Source organism: Arthrobacter sp. V1I7, assembly GCF_030817015.1.
In the GTDB taxonomy this organism is placed as follows: domain Bacteria; phylum Actinomycetota; class Actinomycetes; order Actinomycetales; family Micrococcaceae; genus Arthrobacter.
The window spans coordinates 2092175-2110519 of record NZ_JAUSYS010000001.1; the positions used below are offsets into that span (position 1 = coordinate 2092175).

The 18345-nt window shown below is 68.2% G+C and carries 14 protein-coding genes and 2 pseudogenes; 7 read left to right on the forward strand and 9 right to left on the reverse strand.

Annotation, left to right across the window (positions count from 1 at the left end; genetic code table 11):
* Positions 1-26 precede the first annotated feature (26 nt).
* Together QFZ69_RS09790 and QFZ69_RS09795 are read right to left on the reverse strand one after the other, a co-directional pair.
* On the reverse strand, positions 27-1232 hold the full coding sequence (locus tag QFZ69_RS09790; RefSeq protein WP_306917698.1) for a thiolase family protein: 1206 nt from the start codon (positions 1230-1232) through the stop codon (positions 27-29).
* Positions 1225-2675: pseudogene (locus QFZ69_RS09795) on the reverse strand (class I adenylate-forming enzyme family protein). Before QFZ69_RS09795 ends, QFZ69_RS09790 begins: the two are co-directional and overlap by 8 nt.
* A gap of 58 nt (positions 2676-2733) precedes the next feature.
* Here QFZ69_RS09795 and QFZ69_RS09800 point away from each other — a divergent pair.
* A pseudogene (locus QFZ69_RS09800) lies at positions 2734-3619 on the forward strand (neutral zinc metallopeptidase).
* Between the two features lie 104 nt (positions 3620-3723).
* Here the strand turns inward: QFZ69_RS09800 and QFZ69_RS09805 are convergent.
* From QFZ69_RS09805 to QFZ69_RS09830, 6 genes are all read right to left on the reverse strand, one after another.
* Complete coding sequence (locus tag QFZ69_RS09805) at positions 3724-4056, reverse strand: metal-sulfur cluster assembly factor (protein ID WP_091561601.1); 333 nt, start codon at positions 4054-4056, stop codon at positions 3724-3726.
* 13 nt (positions 4057-4069) lie between these two features.
* Positions 4070-4867, reverse strand: a complete 798-nt coding sequence (gene sufC, locus QFZ69_RS09810) for a Fe-S cluster assembly ATPase SufC (protein ID WP_306917704.1) — start codon at positions 4865-4867, stop codon at positions 4070-4072.
* 88 nt (positions 4868-4955) lie between these two features.
* Positions 4956-5315, reverse strand: a complete 360-nt coding sequence (locus QFZ69_RS09815; protein WP_306917705.1) for a non-heme iron oxygenase ferredoxin subunit — start codon at positions 5313-5315, stop codon at positions 4956-4958.
* A gap of 34 nt (positions 5316-5349) precedes the next feature.
* Positions 5350-6636 carry a Fe-S cluster assembly protein SufD gene (gene sufD / locus QFZ69_RS09820; protein WP_306917708.1) on the reverse strand — a complete coding sequence of 429 codons (1287 nt, stop codon included), beginning with the start codon at positions 6634-6636 and terminating at the stop codon, positions 5350-5352.
* Positions 6636-8099, reverse strand: a complete 1464-nt coding sequence (gene sufB / locus QFZ69_RS09825) for a Fe-S cluster assembly protein SufB (RefSeq protein WP_306917709.1) — start codon at positions 8097-8099, stop codon at positions 6636-6638. Before sufB ends, sufD begins: the two co-directional genes overlap by 1 nt.
* A complete protein-coding gene (locus tag QFZ69_RS09830) occupies positions 8099-8929 on the reverse strand; it encodes a helix-turn-helix transcriptional regulator (protein WP_373461868.1) in 831 nt (276 codons plus the stop codon). The genes sufB and QFZ69_RS09830 overlap by 1 nt, the downstream gene beginning before the upstream one ends.
* A 116-nt stretch (positions 8930-9045) precedes the next feature.
* Between QFZ69_RS09830 and QFZ69_RS09835 the strand changes: the two genes are divergently transcribed.
* The 3 genes from QFZ69_RS09835 to QFZ69_RS09845 are packed head-to-tail and all read left to right on the forward strand — an operon-like array spanning position 9046 to position 11790.
* Entirely contained in the window at positions 9046-10011 is a 966-nt protein-coding gene (locus QFZ69_RS09835) for an ABC transporter ATP-binding protein (RefSeq protein ID WP_306917713.1), read from the forward strand.
* Positions 10008-10838 (forward strand): ABC transporter permease, encoded by an 831-nt coding sequence (locus QFZ69_RS09840; RefSeq protein ID WP_306917714.1) that lies wholly within the window; start codon positions 10008-10010, stop codon positions 10836-10838. Before QFZ69_RS09835 ends, QFZ69_RS09840 begins: the two co-directional genes overlap by 4 nt.
* A gap of 7 nt (positions 10839-10845) precedes the next feature.
* Positions 10846-11790 carry a heme A synthase gene (locus QFZ69_RS09845; RefSeq protein ID WP_306917716.1) on the forward strand — a complete coding sequence of 315 codons (945 nt, stop codon included), beginning with the start codon at positions 10846-10848 and terminating at the stop codon, positions 11788-11790.
* A 110-nt stretch (positions 11791-11900) separates the two neighbouring features.
* On the opposite strand, the gene QFZ69_RS09850 is transcribed toward QFZ69_RS09845, so the two are convergent.
* Entirely contained in the window at positions 11901-12863 is a 963-nt protein-coding gene (locus tag QFZ69_RS09850) for a heme o synthase (RefSeq protein WP_306917717.1), read from the reverse strand.
* A 522-nt stretch (positions 12864-13385) separates the two neighbouring features.
* Here QFZ69_RS09850 and tkt point away from each other — a divergent pair.
* From tkt to QFZ69_RS09865, 3 genes are all read left to right on the forward strand, one after another.
* Entirely contained in the window at positions 13386-15503 is a 2118-nt protein-coding gene (gene tkt / locus QFZ69_RS09855) for a transketolase (protein WP_306917719.1), read from the forward strand.
* 68 nt (positions 15504-15571) lie between these two features.
* Entirely contained in the window at positions 15572-16690 is a 1119-nt protein-coding gene (gene tal / locus QFZ69_RS09860; protein ID WP_306917721.1) for a transaldolase, read from the forward strand.
* A gap of 6 nt (positions 16691-16696) precedes the next feature.
* On the forward strand, positions 16697-18331 hold the full coding sequence (locus QFZ69_RS09865) for a glucose-6-phosphate isomerase (protein ID WP_307000080.1): 1635 nt from the start codon (positions 16697-16699) through the stop codon (positions 18329-18331).
* The last annotated feature ends 14 nt before the right edge of the window (positions 18332-18345 follow it).

The following is an 18345-nucleotide window of genomic DNA, read 5'->3' on the forward strand; positions in this document are numbered from 1 at the left end:
CCCAGGAATGAGCATGTCCCCCGAGGTCAGTCGAGCGTGCGGTATTCCAGCAGTGCGGCCGTGCCCATGCCCCCGGCGATGCTGATCAGCGCCAGGGCCAGTTGCCCCTGCACCGGGGCGCGGCGGGCCTGGGCCAGCAGCCGGGTGACGAGCACCGCGCCGGAGGCCCCGTAGGCGTGGCCCAGCGCAAGGGCGCCGCCGTCGAGGTTGGCCCGTACCGGGTCGATGCCCAGCCGCTCGAGGCACGCGATCGTCTGGGAAGCGAACGCCTCGTTGAACTCGACCAGGCCTAGGTCCGCTTCCGTGAGCCCGTGCGCGGCGAGCAGCCGTTCCCCCGCCGCGGCCGCACCGATCCCGAGCAGCCGCGGGTCTACCCCTGCGGTGTCGGTACCGAGCACCAGCAGGCCGTTGCGGGCGCCGAGTTCGCGCGCACGCTCCACCGAGGTGATCACGACGGCGGCCGCACCGTCCGCGTCAAAGCAGGAGTTCCCGGCCGTGACGGTGCCCCCGGCCACGAACACCGGGGGGAAGCGCGCCAGCACGGCCGCGGTCAGCCCGCGGCGGGGGCCGTCGTCGGCGATGACCGGCGGGGTGCCGTCCGGGCCCCGGCCGCCTGCCAGCGGAACGATTTCGGCGTTGAACGCCCCGGAAGCGGCGGCAGCGAGGGCGCGCCGGTGGCTTCGGAGCGCAGCCTCATCCTGGCTCGCCCGGCCCACCCGGAAGTGTTCGGCCACGTTTTCCGCAGCCGTGCCCATGTCCGGGTCGCCGTAGCCGGCCGGCGCGAACTGCGCCCGCGGGAAGAACTCCGGCTCGCCTGCGCTGTTCCGGTGCGCCCGCAGCGGCGCCGTGCTGATGCTTTCCACCCCGCCGGCCAGGTACACGGCGCCGCCCCCGGCGGCCACGAGCCGGGAGGCGAGGGCAATCGCGTCGAGCCCGGAGCCGCACTGCCGGTCCACGGTGAGTCCGGGAACGCTGACCGGCAGGCCGGCCTCGAGTCCAGCGAGCCGGGCCACGTTCCCGCCGCCGCCGACGGCGTTGCCGATCACGACATCGGCCACCGATTCGGGCGGCACACCGGCATCGTCGAGGAGACTGCGCAGGACCGGGGCCAGCAGCTCGTGCGCGCGCAGTGACTTCAGGACCCCGTTGGCGCGGCAGACCGGGGTCCGGCGCGCGGCGATGATGACCGGTTGCCGGTCTTCCGGAAGGGCCGCCGTGCCGGTCTCAGCCAAGACGGCGGATCCTGGGGTCGGTCCCGGTGATCCAGTCCAGCAGGAGCTGGCGGCTGAGCTTGCCGCGGTCGGTCAGCGGGGGAGCTCGGTCAGGGCAAAATACTCCAGCGGCCGCTTGTTCCGGGCCAGCACGTCTTCCACGCCCGCCCTCAGCTGGGTAGCGGTGATTCCCCCCTGGGCCGGCACCACGGCGGCAACCACGCGTTGTCCGCGGAGATCGTCGGCGAGGCCGGCGGCTACCGCCGAGGCGACGCCGGGAACGGAGGCGAGGGCCAGCTCCACTTCGTGGGGGTACACGTTGGTGCCGGCGGTGATGATCATGTCCGAGCGGCGCCCCAGCAGGTGCAGCGTCCCGCCGGACAGGTAGCCCTGGTCCCCCACGGTGTACCAGCCGTCGAAGGACTGCAGGGCCTGGCCGTCGTCGCCCCAGAGGTACCCGTCGCTGACCATGCCGCTGCGGACGCAGATGTTCCCGTCGGCTCCCTCCGGCACCTCGGCGCCGGAGCCGTCCAGGATCCGGATCTCCACCCCGGGGAACGGTTTTCCGATCCCGGTTCCGCCCAGCTGGGGATGCTGCCCGGGCCGGAGGCCGGCGCCGGCGACGAAACTGAGCTCGGAGGCGCCGTAGTATTCGAAGATCGTGGCGTTGGGCGCCCAGCGGCGCGCCGCCTCCAGGGTCCGGGCGTCGAGCTTGGAACCGGCACAGACGATGCTGCGGATGCCGGAGGCGTCAACGCCGCCGGCAAGGCCCCGCTCGCTCAGGAGCCTGAGCATGGTGGGGACCAGGACCAGGCGGGTGATCCCGTCATGGCTGACGGCGGCGTGCGCGTCGCCGACGTCGAACTGCTTCAGGGCGTGGAACTCCGAGCCCGCGTGCAGGCATTCGGCGAGGGCGTAGAGGTTCAGGCTCGCGGCGAGCGGACCGGGCGCCAGGGTCCTGTCCTCCGCGGTCAGCCCGAAGAACTCGATGGAGGCGTCGAACGATATCCGCCAGGACTCCCGGCTGCGGGTGAAGGCCTTGGGGACGGAGGTGGTGCCGGAGGTCAGCCCGATCAGGAACGGCGACGCCGGCGGCCCGTCCATCAGCGCGTCACGGAGTCCGTCCCCGGGCCCGTCACCGGGCCGGCCGCTCAGGCCCAGTCCGGCGCTGGGATCCGGCGGGAACGTTGCCGCGATCCGTCCGGAGATCGCGTCCTGCAGCTGCTGCGGCCACGACGGATCCAGTACGGCGCACTGCCGCTCCCCCGCCACTGCCGCCGCGAATTCCACGGCGAACGCCAGCGAATTGTCCGCCGGAAGCACCGTCACGGCAGGTGCCGCCGACACCAGGTCCGCGGCGGCATCGCGCAGGCCGGCCCAGTCCAGGCGCTGCCCGGCGAGGACGACGGCGGTGCTGTCGGGGCGCACGTCGGCCCAGTGCTGGAGTCTGTCGAGAAAAGGCATCGGATCAACTTTACCGACCGGCGGCGCCCGCGTTGCCGCCGAACGATATTGTGACAGCATGAGTTTCAACGACAATGCCCAGTTGGACCCCTCGCAGGTGCAGGACCGCCGCGGCATGGGCCGCGGCGCCAAGGTCGGGCGGCGGCATCGGCGGCGGCATCATCCTGCTGATCGCGGCCCTGTTCGGCATCAACCCCAATCTGCTGGAAGGCCTGGCCGGAACCAGCCAGGACCCCGGCGCGCAGAGCCAGAGCACGGCCCCGGCGTGCAAGACCGGCGCCGACGCCGATGCCCGGGTCGACTGCCGCATCCTGGGGACTGTCAACAGTCTCAACGCGTTCTGGCCGGCCTACCTGGCCCAGTACAACCGGGAGTACCCGCAGCCCGAGACGGTGATCTTTGAAGGCGGCACCAACACCGACTGCGGCGCCGCGACCTCGGCGGTGGGCCCGTTCTACTGCCCGGCGGACAGCACCGCCTACTTTGATCCGGGCTTCTTCCAGGAACTCGTGGACCGCTTCGGCTCCTCCGGCGGCCCGCTTGCGCAGGAGTACGTCGTGGCCCACGAGTTCGGCCACCATGTCCAGAACCTGCTGGGAAACCTCGACCGCGCCCAGCAGGATCCGCAGGGACCCGAATCGGGGGCTGTCCGGGTGGAGCTCCAGGCCGACTGCTACGCCGGACTCTGGACCCGCTACGCCACCACCACCCCGGATGCCACCGGGCTGCCGTTCCTCGAGCCGCTGCAGGAGCAGGACCTCAGGGATGCCCTCTCCGCCGCGGCCGCGGTCGGCGATGACCGCATCCAGAAGGCCGCCACCGGCCGGGTGTCCCCCGAGGCGTGGACGCACGGGTCCAGCGAGCAGCGCCAGAAGTGGTTCTACCAGGGCTACAGCACCGGCGACATCAACCAGTGCGACACGTTCAGCGTCGCCACTCCCTGACCTGCGGCACTGATTAACGACGACGGCGGACCCACCTCTGAGAGACGGGTCCGCCGATCGCTTTCCCTGGCCGAAGCGGAGCAAGGCTAGGGAGGCGGTGGGGACTAGATGTTGAAGCCGAGGGCGCGCATCTGGTCGCGGCCGTCCTCGGTGATCCGTTCCGGACCCCATGGCGGCATCCAGACCCAGTTCAGGCGCCATTCGTCGACGATCCCGTCCAGGGCCTTGCCGACCTGCTCCTCGATGACATCGGTGAGCGGGCAGGCTGCAGTGGTGAGCGTCATGTCAATCAGCAGGGCGCCGTCGTCGTCGGAGTACTTCAGACCGTAGAGCAGGCCCAGATCCACGATGTTGACCCCGAGTTCCGGGTCGATCACATCCTTGAGTGCCTCTTCGACATCCTCGAGGCCCGTGCGGGCCACATTGAGTTCGGTCATCGCGGAGTCCTAACTACGCCTGGGTTGCTGCCGAGGCAGCAGCGATGGTGGCCGCCCCTGCGCCGGTGGCGTAGCGGTCGTACCCTTCTTCTTCAAGGCGGTCGGCGAGCTCCGGGCCGCCCTCTTCCACAACCTGGCCGTCAACGAACACGTGCACGAAGTCCGGCTTGATGTAGCGCAGGATCCGCGTGTAGTGGGTGATGAGCAGGGTGCCCATGTTGCCTTCGGCGTGGGCGCGGTTGACACCCTCGGAGACGACCTTCAGGGCGTCAACGTCCAGCCCCGAGTCGGTCTCGTCCAGGATGGCGAACTTCGGCTTGAAGAGCTCGAGCTGGAGGATCTCGACACGCTTCTTCTCGCCGCCGGAGAAGCCTTCGTTGACGTTGCGCTGGGTGAAGTCGGCGTCGATGCGCAGCTGCGCCATGGCAGCCTTGACGTCCTTGGTCCAGGTGCGCAGCTTGGGCGCTTCGCCGTCGATGGCGGTCTTGGCGGTGCGCAGGAAGTTCGTCATGCTCACGCCGGGGACCTCGACCGGGTACTGCATGGCCAGGAACAGGCCGGCGCGGGCGCGGGCGTCAACGCTCATCGCGAGGACGTCTTCGCCGTCGAGCGTGATCGAACCGGCGGTGACGTTGTAGCGCGGGTGCCCGGCGATGGTGGACGCCAGGGTGGACTTGCCGGAACCGTTGGGGCCCATGATGGCGTGGGTCTCGCCGGTCCTGATGGTCAGGCTGACGCCCTTCAGGATTTCCTTGGTGCCCTGCTCGGTGTCAATGCTGACGTGCAGGTCCTTGATCTCAAGAGTAGACATGTGTCTTGTTCTCCTCTGCACCGTGCCCTCCGGCATGGTGCGTTTTCTCGTCGAAAAGTTTGCTTGTGCGGGTGCCGGCTGCGGGCAGCTAGCTGAAGGTCGGAGCTTCGGCGCCGTTCAGGACGTTAGTGACGTCCACGTACACCTCGTCGCCCTGGATGGTCACGGCAAAGACAGGAACGGGATCATAGGCCGGCAGCTGGAGCGGCTCGCCGCTGCGCAGGTCGAACTGGGAGCCGTGCCCCCAGCATTCGATCAGGCAGCCTTCCACCTCGCCGTCGGAGAGCGAGATGTCCGCGTGCGAGCAGGTGTCGCCGATGGCGTGGATTTCTCCCATCGAGTCCTTCACGATGGCTACGGGGTAGTCGTCGATCAGGATCCGCAGCGCCTGCTTGAGTTGGATCTCGCTGGCGTTGCAGACGAGCTCGCCTTTTGGCCGGTCTGTCATCTGATGCTTTTCCTGTTTCCTCTAGTGCTGAACGCTAGTTGTCCGTGGCCGCGAGCTCGCGCTCAACAGCAGCCGTCAGGCGCTCTTCGATGGCCGGAACCCCGATCTGCTGGATGATCTCGTTCAGGAAGCCGCGGACCACCAGGCGGCGGGCCACCTCTTCCGGAATCCCGCGGGCCATCAGGTAGAACAGGTGCTCGTCGTCGAACCGTCCGGTGGCGCTGGCGTGGCCGGCGCCGGCGATCAGGCCCGTCTCGATCTCCAGGTTCGGCACGGAGTCAGCGCGGGCGCCGTCGGTGAGGACCAGGTTGCGGTTGGCCTCATAGGTGTCGGTGCCTTCTGCTTCCTTCCGGATCAGAACGTCACCCACCCAGACGGTGTGCGCGTTGCGGCCCTGCAGGGCGCCCTTGTAGAGCACGTTGGACTTGCAGTTGGCGACAGCGTGGTCGACGAACAGGCGCTGCTCAAGGTGCTGGCCGGCGTCGGCGAAGTACAGGCCGAAGAGTTCAACTTCGGCGCCGGGAGCGGTGAAACGGGCCGACGGCGTGACGCGCACCAAGTCGCCGCCGAGGCTGACGACGATGTGCTTGAACTTGGCGTCGCGGCCGAGCTTCACCTGCTGGGAGGAGGCGTGCACCGCGTCGTCGTTCCATTCCTGGAGCGAGATGACGGTCAGCTGTGCGCCGTCCTCCACGAGGATCTCGATGTTTTCCGAGACGACGGCGCTGCCCTGGTGATCCAGGACGACGACGGCCCTGGAGAACTTCTCCGCCACGATTACAACATGCTGCGCGGAAGCCTCGGTGCCCCGGCCGGTCAGCACAACGCTGACCTCACCCTCGGCCTGGACCTCGGCGGGCACGGTGATGACCGTGGCCTCGGTGAAGTTCTCCCAGGCGTTGGCGGAGACGCGGTCCTCGGGGATGGCCGCGGACCCGATCCGGCGGTCATCGCGGCCGACGGTCTCAACAGTGACGGAGTCCGGGGCCGTGACGGCGACGGACGGTGCGGCCCCGTTGAGGACTTCGCTGTGCAGCCCGCGGAGGCGCTTGAGCGGGGTGAACCGCCAGTCCTCCTCCAGACCGGTCAGCGGCTTGAAGTCCGCCAGCATGTAGGACGTCAGGCGGCCGGCGCGGGAACTGTCCGGAACGCCGACGCCGCCGCCGTGCGAGTGGCGCTTGACGGCGTCTCCCGCCAGCGGTGACTTGGATGCGGCAGCGTTGAGCGGCGAAAGGCTTTCGCCTTCTTCGGTGAAACCGTTGATGAACGGCTGGGCTGACGGCGCGCCGATGCGGGCCTTTTCAGTAGTGATGTCAGTCATTAACCGACCGATCCTTCCATCTGCAGTTCAATCAGGCGGTTCAGCTCGAGGGCGTATTCCATCGGCAGTTCACGGGCAATGGGCTCGATGAAGCCGCGGACGATCATCGCCATGGCCTCGTCTTCGCGCATGCCGCGGGACATCAGGTAGAACAGCTGCTCTTCACTGACGCGCGAGACCGTGGCCTCGTGCCCCATCGTCACGTCATCCTCGCGGATATCGATGTACGGGTAGGTGTCCGAACGGCTGATGGTGTCCACCAGCAGGGCGTCACAGCGGACCGTGTTGGCCGAGTGCTTGGCGCCTTCACGGACCTGGACGAGGCCCCGGTAGGCAGCACGGCCGCCGCCGCGGGCCACCGACTTCGAGACGATGGAGCTCTTGGTGTTCGGCGCGATGTGGACCATCTTGGAACCGGTGTCCTGGTGCTGGCCCTCGCCGGCGAAAGCGATGGACAGGGTCTCGCCCTTGGCGCCTTCGCCCACCAGGTAGACGGCCGGGTACTTCATGGTGACCTTGGAGCCGATGTTGCCATCGATCCACTCCATCGTGGCGCCCTCTTCGCAGATGGCGCGCTTGGTGACCAGGTTGTACACGTTCGTGGACCAGTTCTGGATGGTCGTGTAGCGGACGCGGGCGCCCTTTTTCACGATGATCTCGACCACGGCGGAGTGCAGCGAGTCGGAGGTGTAGATCGGCGCGGTGCAGCCTTCGATGTAGTGGACGTAGGAGTCCTCGTCGGCGATGATCAGGGTGCGCTCGAACTGGCCCATGTTTTCCGTGTTGATGCGGAAGTATGCCTGCAGCGGGATGTCGACGTGGACGCCCTTGGGGACGTACACGAAGGAGCCGCCGGACCAGACCGCCGTGTTCAGCGAGGCGAACTTGTTGTCGCCCACCGGGATGATCGTGCCGAAGTACTCCTGGAAGATCTCCGGGTGTTCGCGCAGCGCGGTGTCCGTGTCGAGGAAGATGACGCCCTGTTGTTCCAGGTCCTCGCGGATCTGGTGGTAGACGACCTCGGACTCGTACTGCGCCGCGACGCCGGAGACGAGGCGGCTGCGCTCGGCTTCCGGGATGCCCAGCTTCTCGTAAGTGTTCCGGATGTCCTCGGGGAGGTCCTCCCAGGTGGCGGCCTGCTTCTCGGTGGACCGCACGAAGTACTTGATGTTGTCGAAGTCGATGCCGGACAGGTCCGCGCCCCAGGTGGGCATGGGCTTGCGGTCGAAGTACTTCAGGCCCTTGAGGCGAAGATCGAGCATCCATTCCGGCTCGTTCTTCTTGGCCGAGATGTCACGGACAACGTCCTCGTTGATACCACGGCGGGCGTTGGCGCCGACGTCGTTCTTGTCGGCCCATCCGTATTCGTAGGTGCCGATTCCATGGAGCTCGGGATTCTTCTCCAGAATCTCCGAGATCACAGTAGTTTCGGCAACCTTCTTCTCTGATAGTTGGTCCGTCATCACGGCCTTTCTTGCAGATGGTTGGATACTTGGTCCAGGCTGACCGGCGTGCTTTCGGGGCTGTGCAGCCTCGTGACGGCCGGACGGCCGGTAGGTATGTGGGTGGTGCAGACGTGGCCGCCGCGCGCCAGGGTGGACAGCCGGCGGACGTCGACGCCGACCAGCCTGGAGAACACTTCGGTCTCCACCTCGCAGAACACGGGGAACTCTGCGGCGAGTTGCTGGATGGGGCAGTGTCCCTGGCAGAGCTGGACACTGGAGAGTGCCGCCGGCAGGGGTGCCTTGGCTTCGATCGAGGCCGCTGATGCGACGAAGCCGTCCCGGCCCAGCAGTTCGGAGAGCACCTGGGCGCGGGCCGTGATGTCCGGGCCGGCCTGCTCGACATCAGGAGCGTAGCGGCGTTCCATTTCGCCGAAGCGCTCGACGGCGAACTGGCGCACCGCCTCGGGTCCTGCCATCTCGCCGAGCCGCCGCAATGCAATCTTGGCGATGTCGAGGTAGTCGTTCCCGAGGCTGGACTGGCCCTGGGAGCTGAGCACGTAACGGCGGGCGGGGCGTCCGGCGCCGGCGCGGGCTACCCGCTTGACCTCGATGACACCATCGCGGGAAAGGTGGTCCAGGTGACGCCGTACTGCGGCGGGCGTGAAGCCCAGCAGGTCGCCCAGTTCGGCGGCGCTGATGGGTCCATGCTCCAGGACGGCGTTCAGCACGCGGTCCCGGGTGCGCTCATCGGCGTCGGCAGCATGCACCGCTGCTACGGGAGCGGAGGGCACCTGCGGCGCGCGTGTCGCACCGTGCCCGGGAAGGGCAGCAGAAGAGGAGGGGCTCATGGAATACACAACACAATCATGTCGTAATTTAGTCCCGCGTTCCAGTAAGGTATGGCTTCCCTCCGCAGCCGACCGGCGGCCCGACCGTGCAGTACTACATCGCGTAGAATGCTCTGGTGCGATCTCCCGAATCCCCCGTCCTGTCCATCAGCGGGCTAGTCAAGGATGTTGGTCCACTGCCCACCCTCGACGGCAAGATGCTGCGGGTGGTCAGCGGACTCTCCCTCGTCGCCGAACGCGGACAGGTTACGGCCCTGCTGGGTGCCAACGGAGCCGGCAAGACGACCACCCTTGAATGCGCCCAGGGCCTGCAAAAGCGTACCGCAGGGAGTATCAGCCTGCTCGGCCAGGATCCGGATACGGCAGGAGCCGGGTTGCGTGCGCGCGTCGGAGTAATGCTGCAGGACGGCGGGCTGCCGCCGTCGGCCCGGCCCATTCCCCTGTTAAGGCACATCGCCGGCATGTACCACGATCCCTGGCCCGTCGAGGAGTTGATCGGCCGCCTCGGGATCGATAGCTTCAGCCGCACCTCGGTCCGGCGGCTTTCCGGCGGGCAGAAGCAGCGGCTCGCCCTCGCCGCAGCCCTCGCCGGTAATCCGGAGGTGCTCTTCCTGGACGAGCCAAGCGCGGGCCTGGACCCGCAGTCCCGCCACCTCGTGTTCGAGCTGATCTCGGAACTCCGCGACCGCGGAATGGGGATCATCCTGACCACCCATCTGATGGACGACGCCCAGCGCCTGGCCGACTACGTCTACATCATCGACGCCGGCCGGAACGTCGCCGAAGGCACCGTCGCCCAGTTGTTGCAGCACCGGCTCCCGTCCGCTGGCGAACAGCACATCCGTACCCTCCTGTTCGAGGCCGAACCGGGGCTGGACTTCACCGGGGTGCTGCCCGACGGCGTCGACGTCACCGAGGCGCGGGCCGGCAGCTACACCGCCACGGGCGTCCTCACGCCCAACGACCTGGCCGCGATCACCGCGTGGTGGGCCGCGCACGGGATCATGCCCAGCTCCCTGAGCCTTGAGGCACGCAGCCTCGAGGACGTCTTCCTGGACATCTCCGGAAGGGAGATCCGATGACCCGCGTTTCCGGCGCCAGGCCCTCCGGCGGTGCAGCGCATGGCCGGGCCCCGCTGGGCAGCCCAGCTCCCGGCGTCCCGCTGGGCAGCGCCCCGGCTCCCCTGTTGCGGCGGATCGTGCTGCAGGGCAAATACGAGACGGTCACCATGCTCCGGAACGGCGAGCAGCTGATCCTCGCAGTAGTGCTCCCCCTCCTGGCGATGGTGGGGCTGACCGTCACACCGATGCTGGACGGGCTCGGTTCTAGCCGGATCAACGTCGCCGTCCCGGGCATCCTGGCCCTATGCGCCATGTCCACGGCGTTCACCGGCCAGGGCATCTCCACGGGCTTCGACCGCCGCTACGGCGTCCTGCGGTTCCTCTCCACGACCCCCCTGGGCCGCGCCGGCCTGATCGCCGGCAAGGTCCTCGCCGTGCTGGCTGTGTTGTTCCTGCAGGTGGTTGTGGTCACGGCGGTGGCCCTGTGGCTGGGCTGGCAGCCCGAGCCTGCAGGCTGGCTGCCGGGCCTGGCCCTGCTGGTGCTGGGGGCCGCGTCCTTCACGGCGCTCGGCCTGCTGGTCGCCGGAACGGTCCGGCCGGAAGCGACCCTGGCCATCACCAATTTGCTGTGGATCCTGCTCGGGGCACTGGGCGGGATCGTGATCCCGGCCGAACGGCTGCCGGCGCTGGCGCAGGCCGTGGTGCATTTCCTTCCCTCCGGTGCGCTGGGTCAGGCCCTGAGGGACGCTTTCCTGCACGGCAGCATCAACGCCGCCGCCGTGCTTGTCCTGCTGTTCTGGACGGCCATCGCCGGCGGAGCGGCAACCCGTTGGTTCAAGTGGAATTGAGAAAACTGTGAGTACGGTGTCACGCCCACCCCGGATCGTCTCCGGGATCACCTCCCGGCTGCCCGTCACCGTCGACAAGACGGTCAAGCGGCTGGCTGTTTTGTCCCTGATCGGCCAGACGGTGCTCGTGGTGACCGGCGGTGCCGTGAGGCTCACCGCCTCGGGCCTTGGCTGCCCCACCTGGCCGCGCTGTACGGATGCCTCGCTGGTGAACACTCCGGAAATGGGAATCCACGGCATCATCGAGTTCGGCAACCGGCTCCTGACCTTCGCGCTGGCCGCCGTCGCCGTCCTGATGCTCGTGTACCTGTGGAACCTCCGCAAGGAACGCCGGGACCTGTTCCTGCTGGCCGCGGGCCTGCTCGCCAGCATCCCGGCGCAGGCGGTGATCGGCGGCATCACCGTCCTGACCCAACTGAACCCGTGGGTGGTGGGCCTGCACTTCCTGGTCTCCATGGCCCTCGTTGTCCTCGCCACCCTGCTGGTCAACCGCGCCCACGGCCGCACCGGTAAGTTCCGGACCGCCGAACTGGACGCCCTGCCGGGTGCCGCACGTCCGGTGATGACCGCCGTCGCGCTGTTCTCCGCCATCGCCGTCTGCCTGGGCGTCGTGGTCACCGGGGCCGGTCCGCACGCCGGCGACGCCGACGCTCCGCGGAACAACCTGGACTGGGACCTGTTCTCACACATCCACGCCGTGCCCGCCTACCTGATAACAGCCGGGGCAATGTTCGGACTGTTCCTGGTGCTTCGCGGGCGGATCTCCGGGCCGTTCCGTAGCGCCGTCTTCCTGCTCCTGGGCGTGACACTGCTCCAGGCGGCCATCGGATTCAGCCAGTACTACAACGGCATCCCGGCGCTGCTCGTGGGAGCGCACATGCTGGGCGCGGCCCTGCTGATGAGCGCGGCGACCAACACCGCGGACCTGGCCCGCTACAGCCCGGTGAAGTAGGCCCCCACCGCCCGAGAGGTGCCCTGGGATGACCGCCTCAGTCCGGCGGTACAACGAAAGACGCTCCCTTCCACCTGGTGGGGGAGCGTCTTTCGTAGCGGAGGGGGTGCTTAGCCTCCGACGATGGCGGAACCGACAAACGGGTCCACGGCCACGGCGATGAACAACAGGGTCAGGTAGCTGATGGAGCCGTGGAAGACCTTCATGGCGCCCTTGTTGGACACATCCCCGCCCTGCGCACGCCGGTACAGGGCGTGTGACTCGTAGAGGAACCAGGCCCCCGCGACGGCGGCGGTGACGGTGTAGACCCAGCCGGCGCCGCCGGCCGGAATCATCAGCAGGGAACACGCCACCATGGCCCAGGCGTACAGGACAACCTGCACCGAGACGACCTTGGCGCCGGCGATGGCCCCAAGCATCGGCACGTTGGCGTTCCGGTAGTCCTCGCCGTAGCGCATCGAGAGCGGCCAGTAGTGCGGCGGGGTCCAGAGGAAGATCACCATGAAGAGCACGACGGCGGGCCACTCCACGGTGTTGGTCACGGCTGCCCAGGCAATCAGCACGGGGAAACAGCCGGCGGCCCCGCCCCAGACGATGTTCTGCGCGGTGCGGCGCTTGAGGATCATGGTGTAGATGACCACGTAGAAGACGATGGCACCGAGACCGAGCCATGCCGAGAGCGGGTTGGCCCCGAACCAAAGGATCGCGATCGCGGCGGCGCCCAGCAGCCAGGAGAAGACCAGCGCCTCGCGGGGCGTGACTTCGCCCGTCACCAGCGGCCGGTTCTCCGTGCGGTGCATGAGCTTGTCGATGTCGCGGTCGATGTAGCAGTTGAAGGCACCGGCGCTCCCGGCGGCGAAGGCGCCGCCCACGAGCGTAGCCAGGATCAACCCGATAGGCGGAAAACCGCGCTCCGCATAGATCATGGTCGGCAGCGTGCTGACGAGCAGAAGTTCAATGACGCGGGGTTTCGTGAGCGCCAGGTAGGCCTTGGCCTTGCGGGAGAAGCCGATCCCAGCGGGGATCGGAGGGGCGTTCAGCGGCGTATCGGTTGTGCTCACGATGGCAGTCACTCTGTTCTGTCTGGCTGTTCAGTCCGGCCGGTTTCGCAACGCGCGTTGCATATCGAAGGGGTCCACGCGCAACGTACGGGCGTGTCCTCGCCCCCCTGGGTAGCCACGAACCATCATACCGTGGCCCCACGGCCCCACGGCCCCACGGCCCCACGGCCCCCGGGTCCGCCCGGACGGGCCCTGATTTCCGGCCGGTTAACGCTGTCTCACCGCCGCCGGGACGGGCGGTGATTCATATAAGCCGAAATCCGGTCCAATTAGTGAGATATACGGCACCCGACAGGCGGAATAGGGCTAAGCTATCTGCAGATCAGCGCGCACGGGCGGCAGTCGGAATGCCGGCCCGGATCTGCTCAGGTGTGTGTTTGCACACTGGCAGCTGCCCACGCGACTGAATGATAGATCAACGTTTCGATGGTGAACGGCTGGTACGTACCTCAGCGGGCACCGAACTGTGCCCGGACGGAACTGCCCAGTCCACCCGCCATCAGCACAGAGAGGGGCCCGGTTTTCGTGCCACATTTGGAAGAGCAAGACCTGTCATGGACCAGCTTGGATCAGCGTGCGGTGGACACTGTCCGCGTGCTTGCTGCGGACGCTGTGGAGAAGGTCGGTAATGGCCACCCCGGCACCGCGATGAGCCTGGCTCCGGCCGCGTATTTGTTGTTCCAGAAGCTGATGCGGCATGACCCGAAGAACCCGGACTGGCTGGGACGCGACCGCTTCATCCTCTCCCCCGGCCATACGTCCCTCACGCTGTACATCCAGCTGTTCCTCTCCGGTTACGGCTTGGAGCTGAAGGACCTGCAGGCGCTGCGCACCTGGGGTTCGCTGACCCCGGGCCACCCGGAGTACAAGCACACCGCCGGCGTGGAGATCACCACCGGCCCGCTGGGCCAGGGCCTGGCGTCCGCGGTCGGCTTCGCCTACTCACAGCGCCGCCAGCGCGGTCTGTTCGACGCCGACGCCGCCGAAGGTGCCAGCCCGTTCGACCACACCATCTGGGTGATCGCCTCCGACGGCGACCTGCAGGAAGGCGTCACCTCTGAGGCGTCCTCGCTCGCGGGGCACCAGGAACTCGGCAACCTCGTCGTGATCTACGACGAGAACCACATCTCGATCGAGGACGACACCGATGTCGCGTTCACCGAGGACGTCCTGGGCCGCTACGAGGCCTACGGCTGGCACGTCCAGCGCGTGGACTGGACCCGCACCGGCGAATACCAGGAGGATGTGCAGGAACTCCACGCCGCCCTCCTTGCCGCGAAGGCCGAAACGAACAAGCCGTCCATCGTGTCGCTGCGGACCATCATCGGCTACCCGGCACCGAAGAAGCAGAACACCGGCAAGATCCACGGCTCCGCCCTGGGCGCCGAGGAAGTCGCGGCACTGAAGAAGGTGCTGGACTTCGACCCGGAGCGTTCCTTCCAGGTTGACGACGACGTCCTGGCCCACACCCGGGAAGTCCTGCAGCGCGGCGCGTCCGCCCGCAGCGAATGGCAGGCGGCGTTCGAGGCCTGGCAGGCCGGCAACCCCGAGGGCGCCGCCCTGCTCGAGCGCGTCGAGGCCCGCAAGCTCCCGGCCGAACTCGACGCCGCCCTCCCCGTCTTCGACGCCGGCAAGGACGTCTCGACCCGTGCCGCGTCGGGGAAGGTCCTGAACGCGATTGGCCCGGTCATGCCCGAGCTGTGGGGCGGCTCCGCCGACCTCGCCGAGTCGAACAACACCACGATCGAAGGCGCGCCGTCGTTCATTCCGGCGTCCCGGCAGACCGCGGCCTGGAAGGGCAACCCCTACGGCCGGGTGCTGCACTTCGGCATCCGCGAACACGCCGCGGCGTCCATCGTGAACGGCATTTCCCTGCACGGCCGCACCCGCGCGTTCTCCGGCACGTTCCTCATCTTCAGCGACTACCAGCGCCCGGCCATCCGCCTCGGCGCCCTGATGGGTGTGCCGTCACTGTATGTCTGGACGCACGACTCGATCGGCCTGGGCGAAGACGGACCCACCCACCAGCCGGTCGAACAGCTCGCGTCGCTCCGCGCCATCCCGGGCCTGGACGTCGTCCGCCCCGGCGACGCCAACGAGGTCGCCGCGGCCTGGAAGGTCATGCTGGAAAACCACGAAAACCCTGCCGGAATCGTGCTGACCCGGCAGAACATCCCGACGTACGCCCGCGGCACCGGCGAGGCCGAGGGCGATACCTTCGGCTCCACCGCCGGCGTCGCCAAGGGCGGCTATGTCCTGGCCGAAGCCTCCGCCGACGGCGCCACCGCCGAGCCGCAGGTCATCCTGATCGGCACGGGCTCCGAGGTCCAGCTCGCCGTCAACGCCCGGGACGCCCTGCAGGCCGAGGGCATCCCCACCCGCGTCGTGTCGATGCCCTGCGTGGAATGGTTCAACAAGCAGGACGGCGCCTACCGTGAGGCCGTCCTGCCCGCCGCGGTCAAGGCACGCGTTTCGGTTGAAGCCGGCCTCGCGCTGGGCTGGAAGGAATTCGTCGGCGACGCCGGCCGTTCCATCTCCCTGGAGCACTTCGGCGCTTCCGCCGACTACAAGCGCCTCTTCCAGGAGTTCGGCATCACCGCCGAAGCCGTCACCGCGGCCGCCAAGGAATCCCTCGCCGGCCTCTCCGCCTGATTTCCACCCCGTTTTCCGGGCCGCCGCCCCAACTGCCGGCGGCGGCCCCAGACTTTCAGGAGCTTCACATGACTACCACCCCCACCCAGCAGCTTTCCGACGCCGGCGTTTCCATCTGGCTCGATGACCTCTCCCGCGGCCGTCTCGCCACCGGCACGCTGCGTAAGCTGATCGAAGAGAAGAACGTCGTCGGGGTCACCACGAACCCGTCCATCTTCCACGCGGCCATCACCACCGGCCACGACTACGACGCCCTCATCGCCGCCAAGGCCGCCGCCGGCGCGAGCGTCGAGGAGACCGTCTTCGCGATCACGACGTCCGACGTCGCCGACGCCTGCGACCTGTTCGCCCCGGTGGCCGCTGCCACCAAGGGCGTCGACGGCCGCGTCTCGATCGAGGTCGACCCGCGCCTGGCCTGGGACACCGCCGGCACCATCGCCGAGGCCAAGGAACTCCACGGCCAGGTCAACAAGGAAAACGTCCACATCAAGATCCCCGCCACGCTCGAAGGCCTCGGGGCCATCACCGCCACCATCGCGGCCGGCATCAGTGTGAACGTGACGCTGATCTTCTCCCTGGAGCGCTACCGCGCCGTCATCAACGCCTTCCAGTCCGGCCTCGAGCAGGCCAAGGACAACGGCCATGACCTCGCCAGGATCCACTCCGTGGCCTCCTTCTTCGTCTCCCGCGTGGACTCGGAGATCGACAAGCGCCTCGACGCGATCGGCACCGACGAGGCCCGCGCCCTCAAGGGCAAGGCCGGCGTCGCCAACGCCCGCCTCGCCTACCAGGTCTACGAGGAACTCTTCGCCACCGAGCGCTGGGCGCTCCTGGCCGAAGCCGGCGCGCTGCCCCAGCGCCCGCTGTGGGCCTCCACCGGCGTGAAGGACCCGGCCTACCCGGACACCCTCTACGTCACGGAACTCGTCGCCCCCGGCGTCGTGAACACCATGCCGGAGAAGACCCTGGACGCCACCTTCGACCACGGTGTGGTCACCGGGAACACGATCACCGGCGGCTACGCCGACGCCAACGCCACCCTCAACGCGCTCGACGCGCTGGGCATCTCCTACAACGACGTCGTCGCGGTGCTCGAGTCCGAAGGCCTCGACAAGTTCGTGGCCAGCTGGAAGGAACTGCTGGCCGACGTCGAGGGCGCCCTTGCCGCCGCACGGAAGGACGCCTAGTCCACGATGACGACTCTCAGCTACGACGCCACGGGCGCTGCCCGCCAGGCCCACGAACAGCACCTCCCGGCCCTGCTGGCGGACAAGGTTGCCACCCGGATCTTTGCCAAGGACCCCACGCTCTGGGGTCCCGACGCCGAAGCGGAGGCTTCCGTCCGGCTCGGTTGGGTTGAGGCTGCCACGGTCTCGCAGCCGCTCGTTGCGGACATCCTGACGCTGCGCGACGCCCTCCGTTCCGAGGGCGTCCACCGGATTGTCCTGTGCGGTATGGGCGGATCCTCGCTGGCCCCCGAGGTGATTGCCGGGACCGCCGGCGTGGAGCTGACCGTGCTGGACAGCACCGACCCCGATCAGGTCGCGGCCGCGCTGGCGGACCGGCTGACCGAAACCGCGATCGTGGTGTCCTCGAAGTCCGGCTCCACCCTGGAGACGGACTCGCAGCGCCGGATCTTCGAACACGCCTTCACCCAAGCCGGCCTTGACGCCAGGAACCGGATCATCATCGTCACGGATCCTGGTTCCCCGCTGGACAAGTCCGCCCGCGCGGCCGGCTACCGTGCCGTCTTCAACGCCGATCCGAACGTCGGTGGCCGCTACTCTGCCCTCACCGCGTTCGGGCTGGTGCCCTGTGGTCTTGCCGGCGTCGACATCCAGGCCTTCCTGGACGAGGCCGAGGAAGCCGCCGAGGTTCTCAACGATGACTCCGAGGAGAACATCGGACTCGCCCTCGGTACGGCGCTGGGCGGCACCCACCCGCTGCGCAACAAGATCGTCATCGCCGAGGACGGCTCGGGCATTGCCGGCTTCGCCGACTGGGCCGAACAGCTCATCGCCGAATCAACCGGGAAGCTCGGCACCGGTGTGTTGCCGGTCGTCGCCGGACCGGATTCGCCGGAAGCCACCGCAGGCGCTCCCGACGTGCTCGTGATCCGCCTCGTCGCCGCGGATGCTGGTATCGAACTCGGTGAGAACGAGGTGGCCATCGCGGGCGGGCTCCCCACCCAGATGATGGCCTGGGAGTTCGCCACCGCGGTGGCCGGCCGCCTGCTCGGCATCAACCCCTTCGACCAGCCCGATGTCGAGACCGCTAAGGTCGCGGCGCGCGGGCTGCTGGACGCCCAGCCGGAGCCGACCCCGGCGAACTATACGGACGGCGCCATCGAGGTCCGCGGCGGGGAATGGCTTGGCGGTGCCGGCACGGCAGCCGAAGCCGTCAGCGCACTGCTGGGAGAACTTGGCCCGGACGGCTACCTGAGCGTCCAGGCCTACTTTGACCGTCTCGCCTACGCGTCCCTGGAAGGTGTCCGGGACCAGCTGGCGGCGCGCAGCGGGCGTCCGGTCACGTTCGGCTGGGGTCCGCGGTTCCTGCACTCCACCGGGCAGTTCCATAAGGGCGGACCCGCGATCGGCGTGTTCCTGCAGGTGACGGCCGCGGCTGGAACCGATCTTGCCATCCCGGGCCTCCCCTTCAGCTTCGGCGAACTGATCTCCGCCCAGGCCGCCGGCGACGCGCAGGTACTCAGCGAACACGGCCGTCCGGTCCTCCGCCTGCACCTGACGGACCGCGTCTCCGGCGTGCGCCAGCTGCAGGAACTGGTCGCGGCCCTGGCCGGCCAGGCAGTATCCTCCACCGAAAGCTAAGGCACTTACGAACA

Excerpts from the sequence above, each read along its gene's own strand:
- tal (WP_306917721.1), top strand. The coding sequence starts at position 15,572 with ATGACTACCACCCCCACCCAGCAGCTTTCCGACGCCGGCGTTTCCATC.
- sufC (WP_306917704.1), bottom strand. The coding sequence starts at position 4,867 with ATGTCTACTCTTGAGATCAAGGACCTGCACGTCAGCATTGACACCGAG.
- QFZ69_RS09840 (WP_306917714.1), top strand. The coding sequence starts at position 10,008 with ATGACCCGCGTTTCCGGCGCCAGGCCCTCCGGCGGTGCAGCGCATGGC.
- sufD (WP_306917708.1), bottom strand. The coding sequence starts at position 6,636 with ATGACTGACATCACTACTGAAAAGGCCCGCATCGGCGCGCCGTCAGCC.
- QFZ69_RS09865 (WP_307000080.1), top strand. The coding sequence starts at position 16,697 with ATGACGACTCTCAGCTACGACGCCACGGGCGCTGCCCGCCAGGCCCAC.
- QFZ69_RS09815 (WP_306917705.1), bottom strand. The coding sequence starts at position 5,315 with ATGACAGACCGGCCAAAAGGCGAGCTCGTCTGCAACGCCAGCGAGATC.
- QFZ69_RS09830 (WP_373461868.1), bottom strand. The coding sequence starts at position 8,929 with ATGAGCCCCTCCTCTTCTGCTGCCCTTCCCGGGCACGGTGCGACACGC.
- sufB (WP_306917709.1), bottom strand. The coding sequence starts at position 8,099 with ATGACGGACCAACTATCAGAGAAGAAGGTTGCCGAAACTACTGTGATC.
- QFZ69_RS09805 (WP_091561601.1), bottom strand. The coding sequence starts at position 4,056 with ATGACCGAACTCAATGTGGCCCGCACGGGCCTCGAGGATGTCGAAGAG.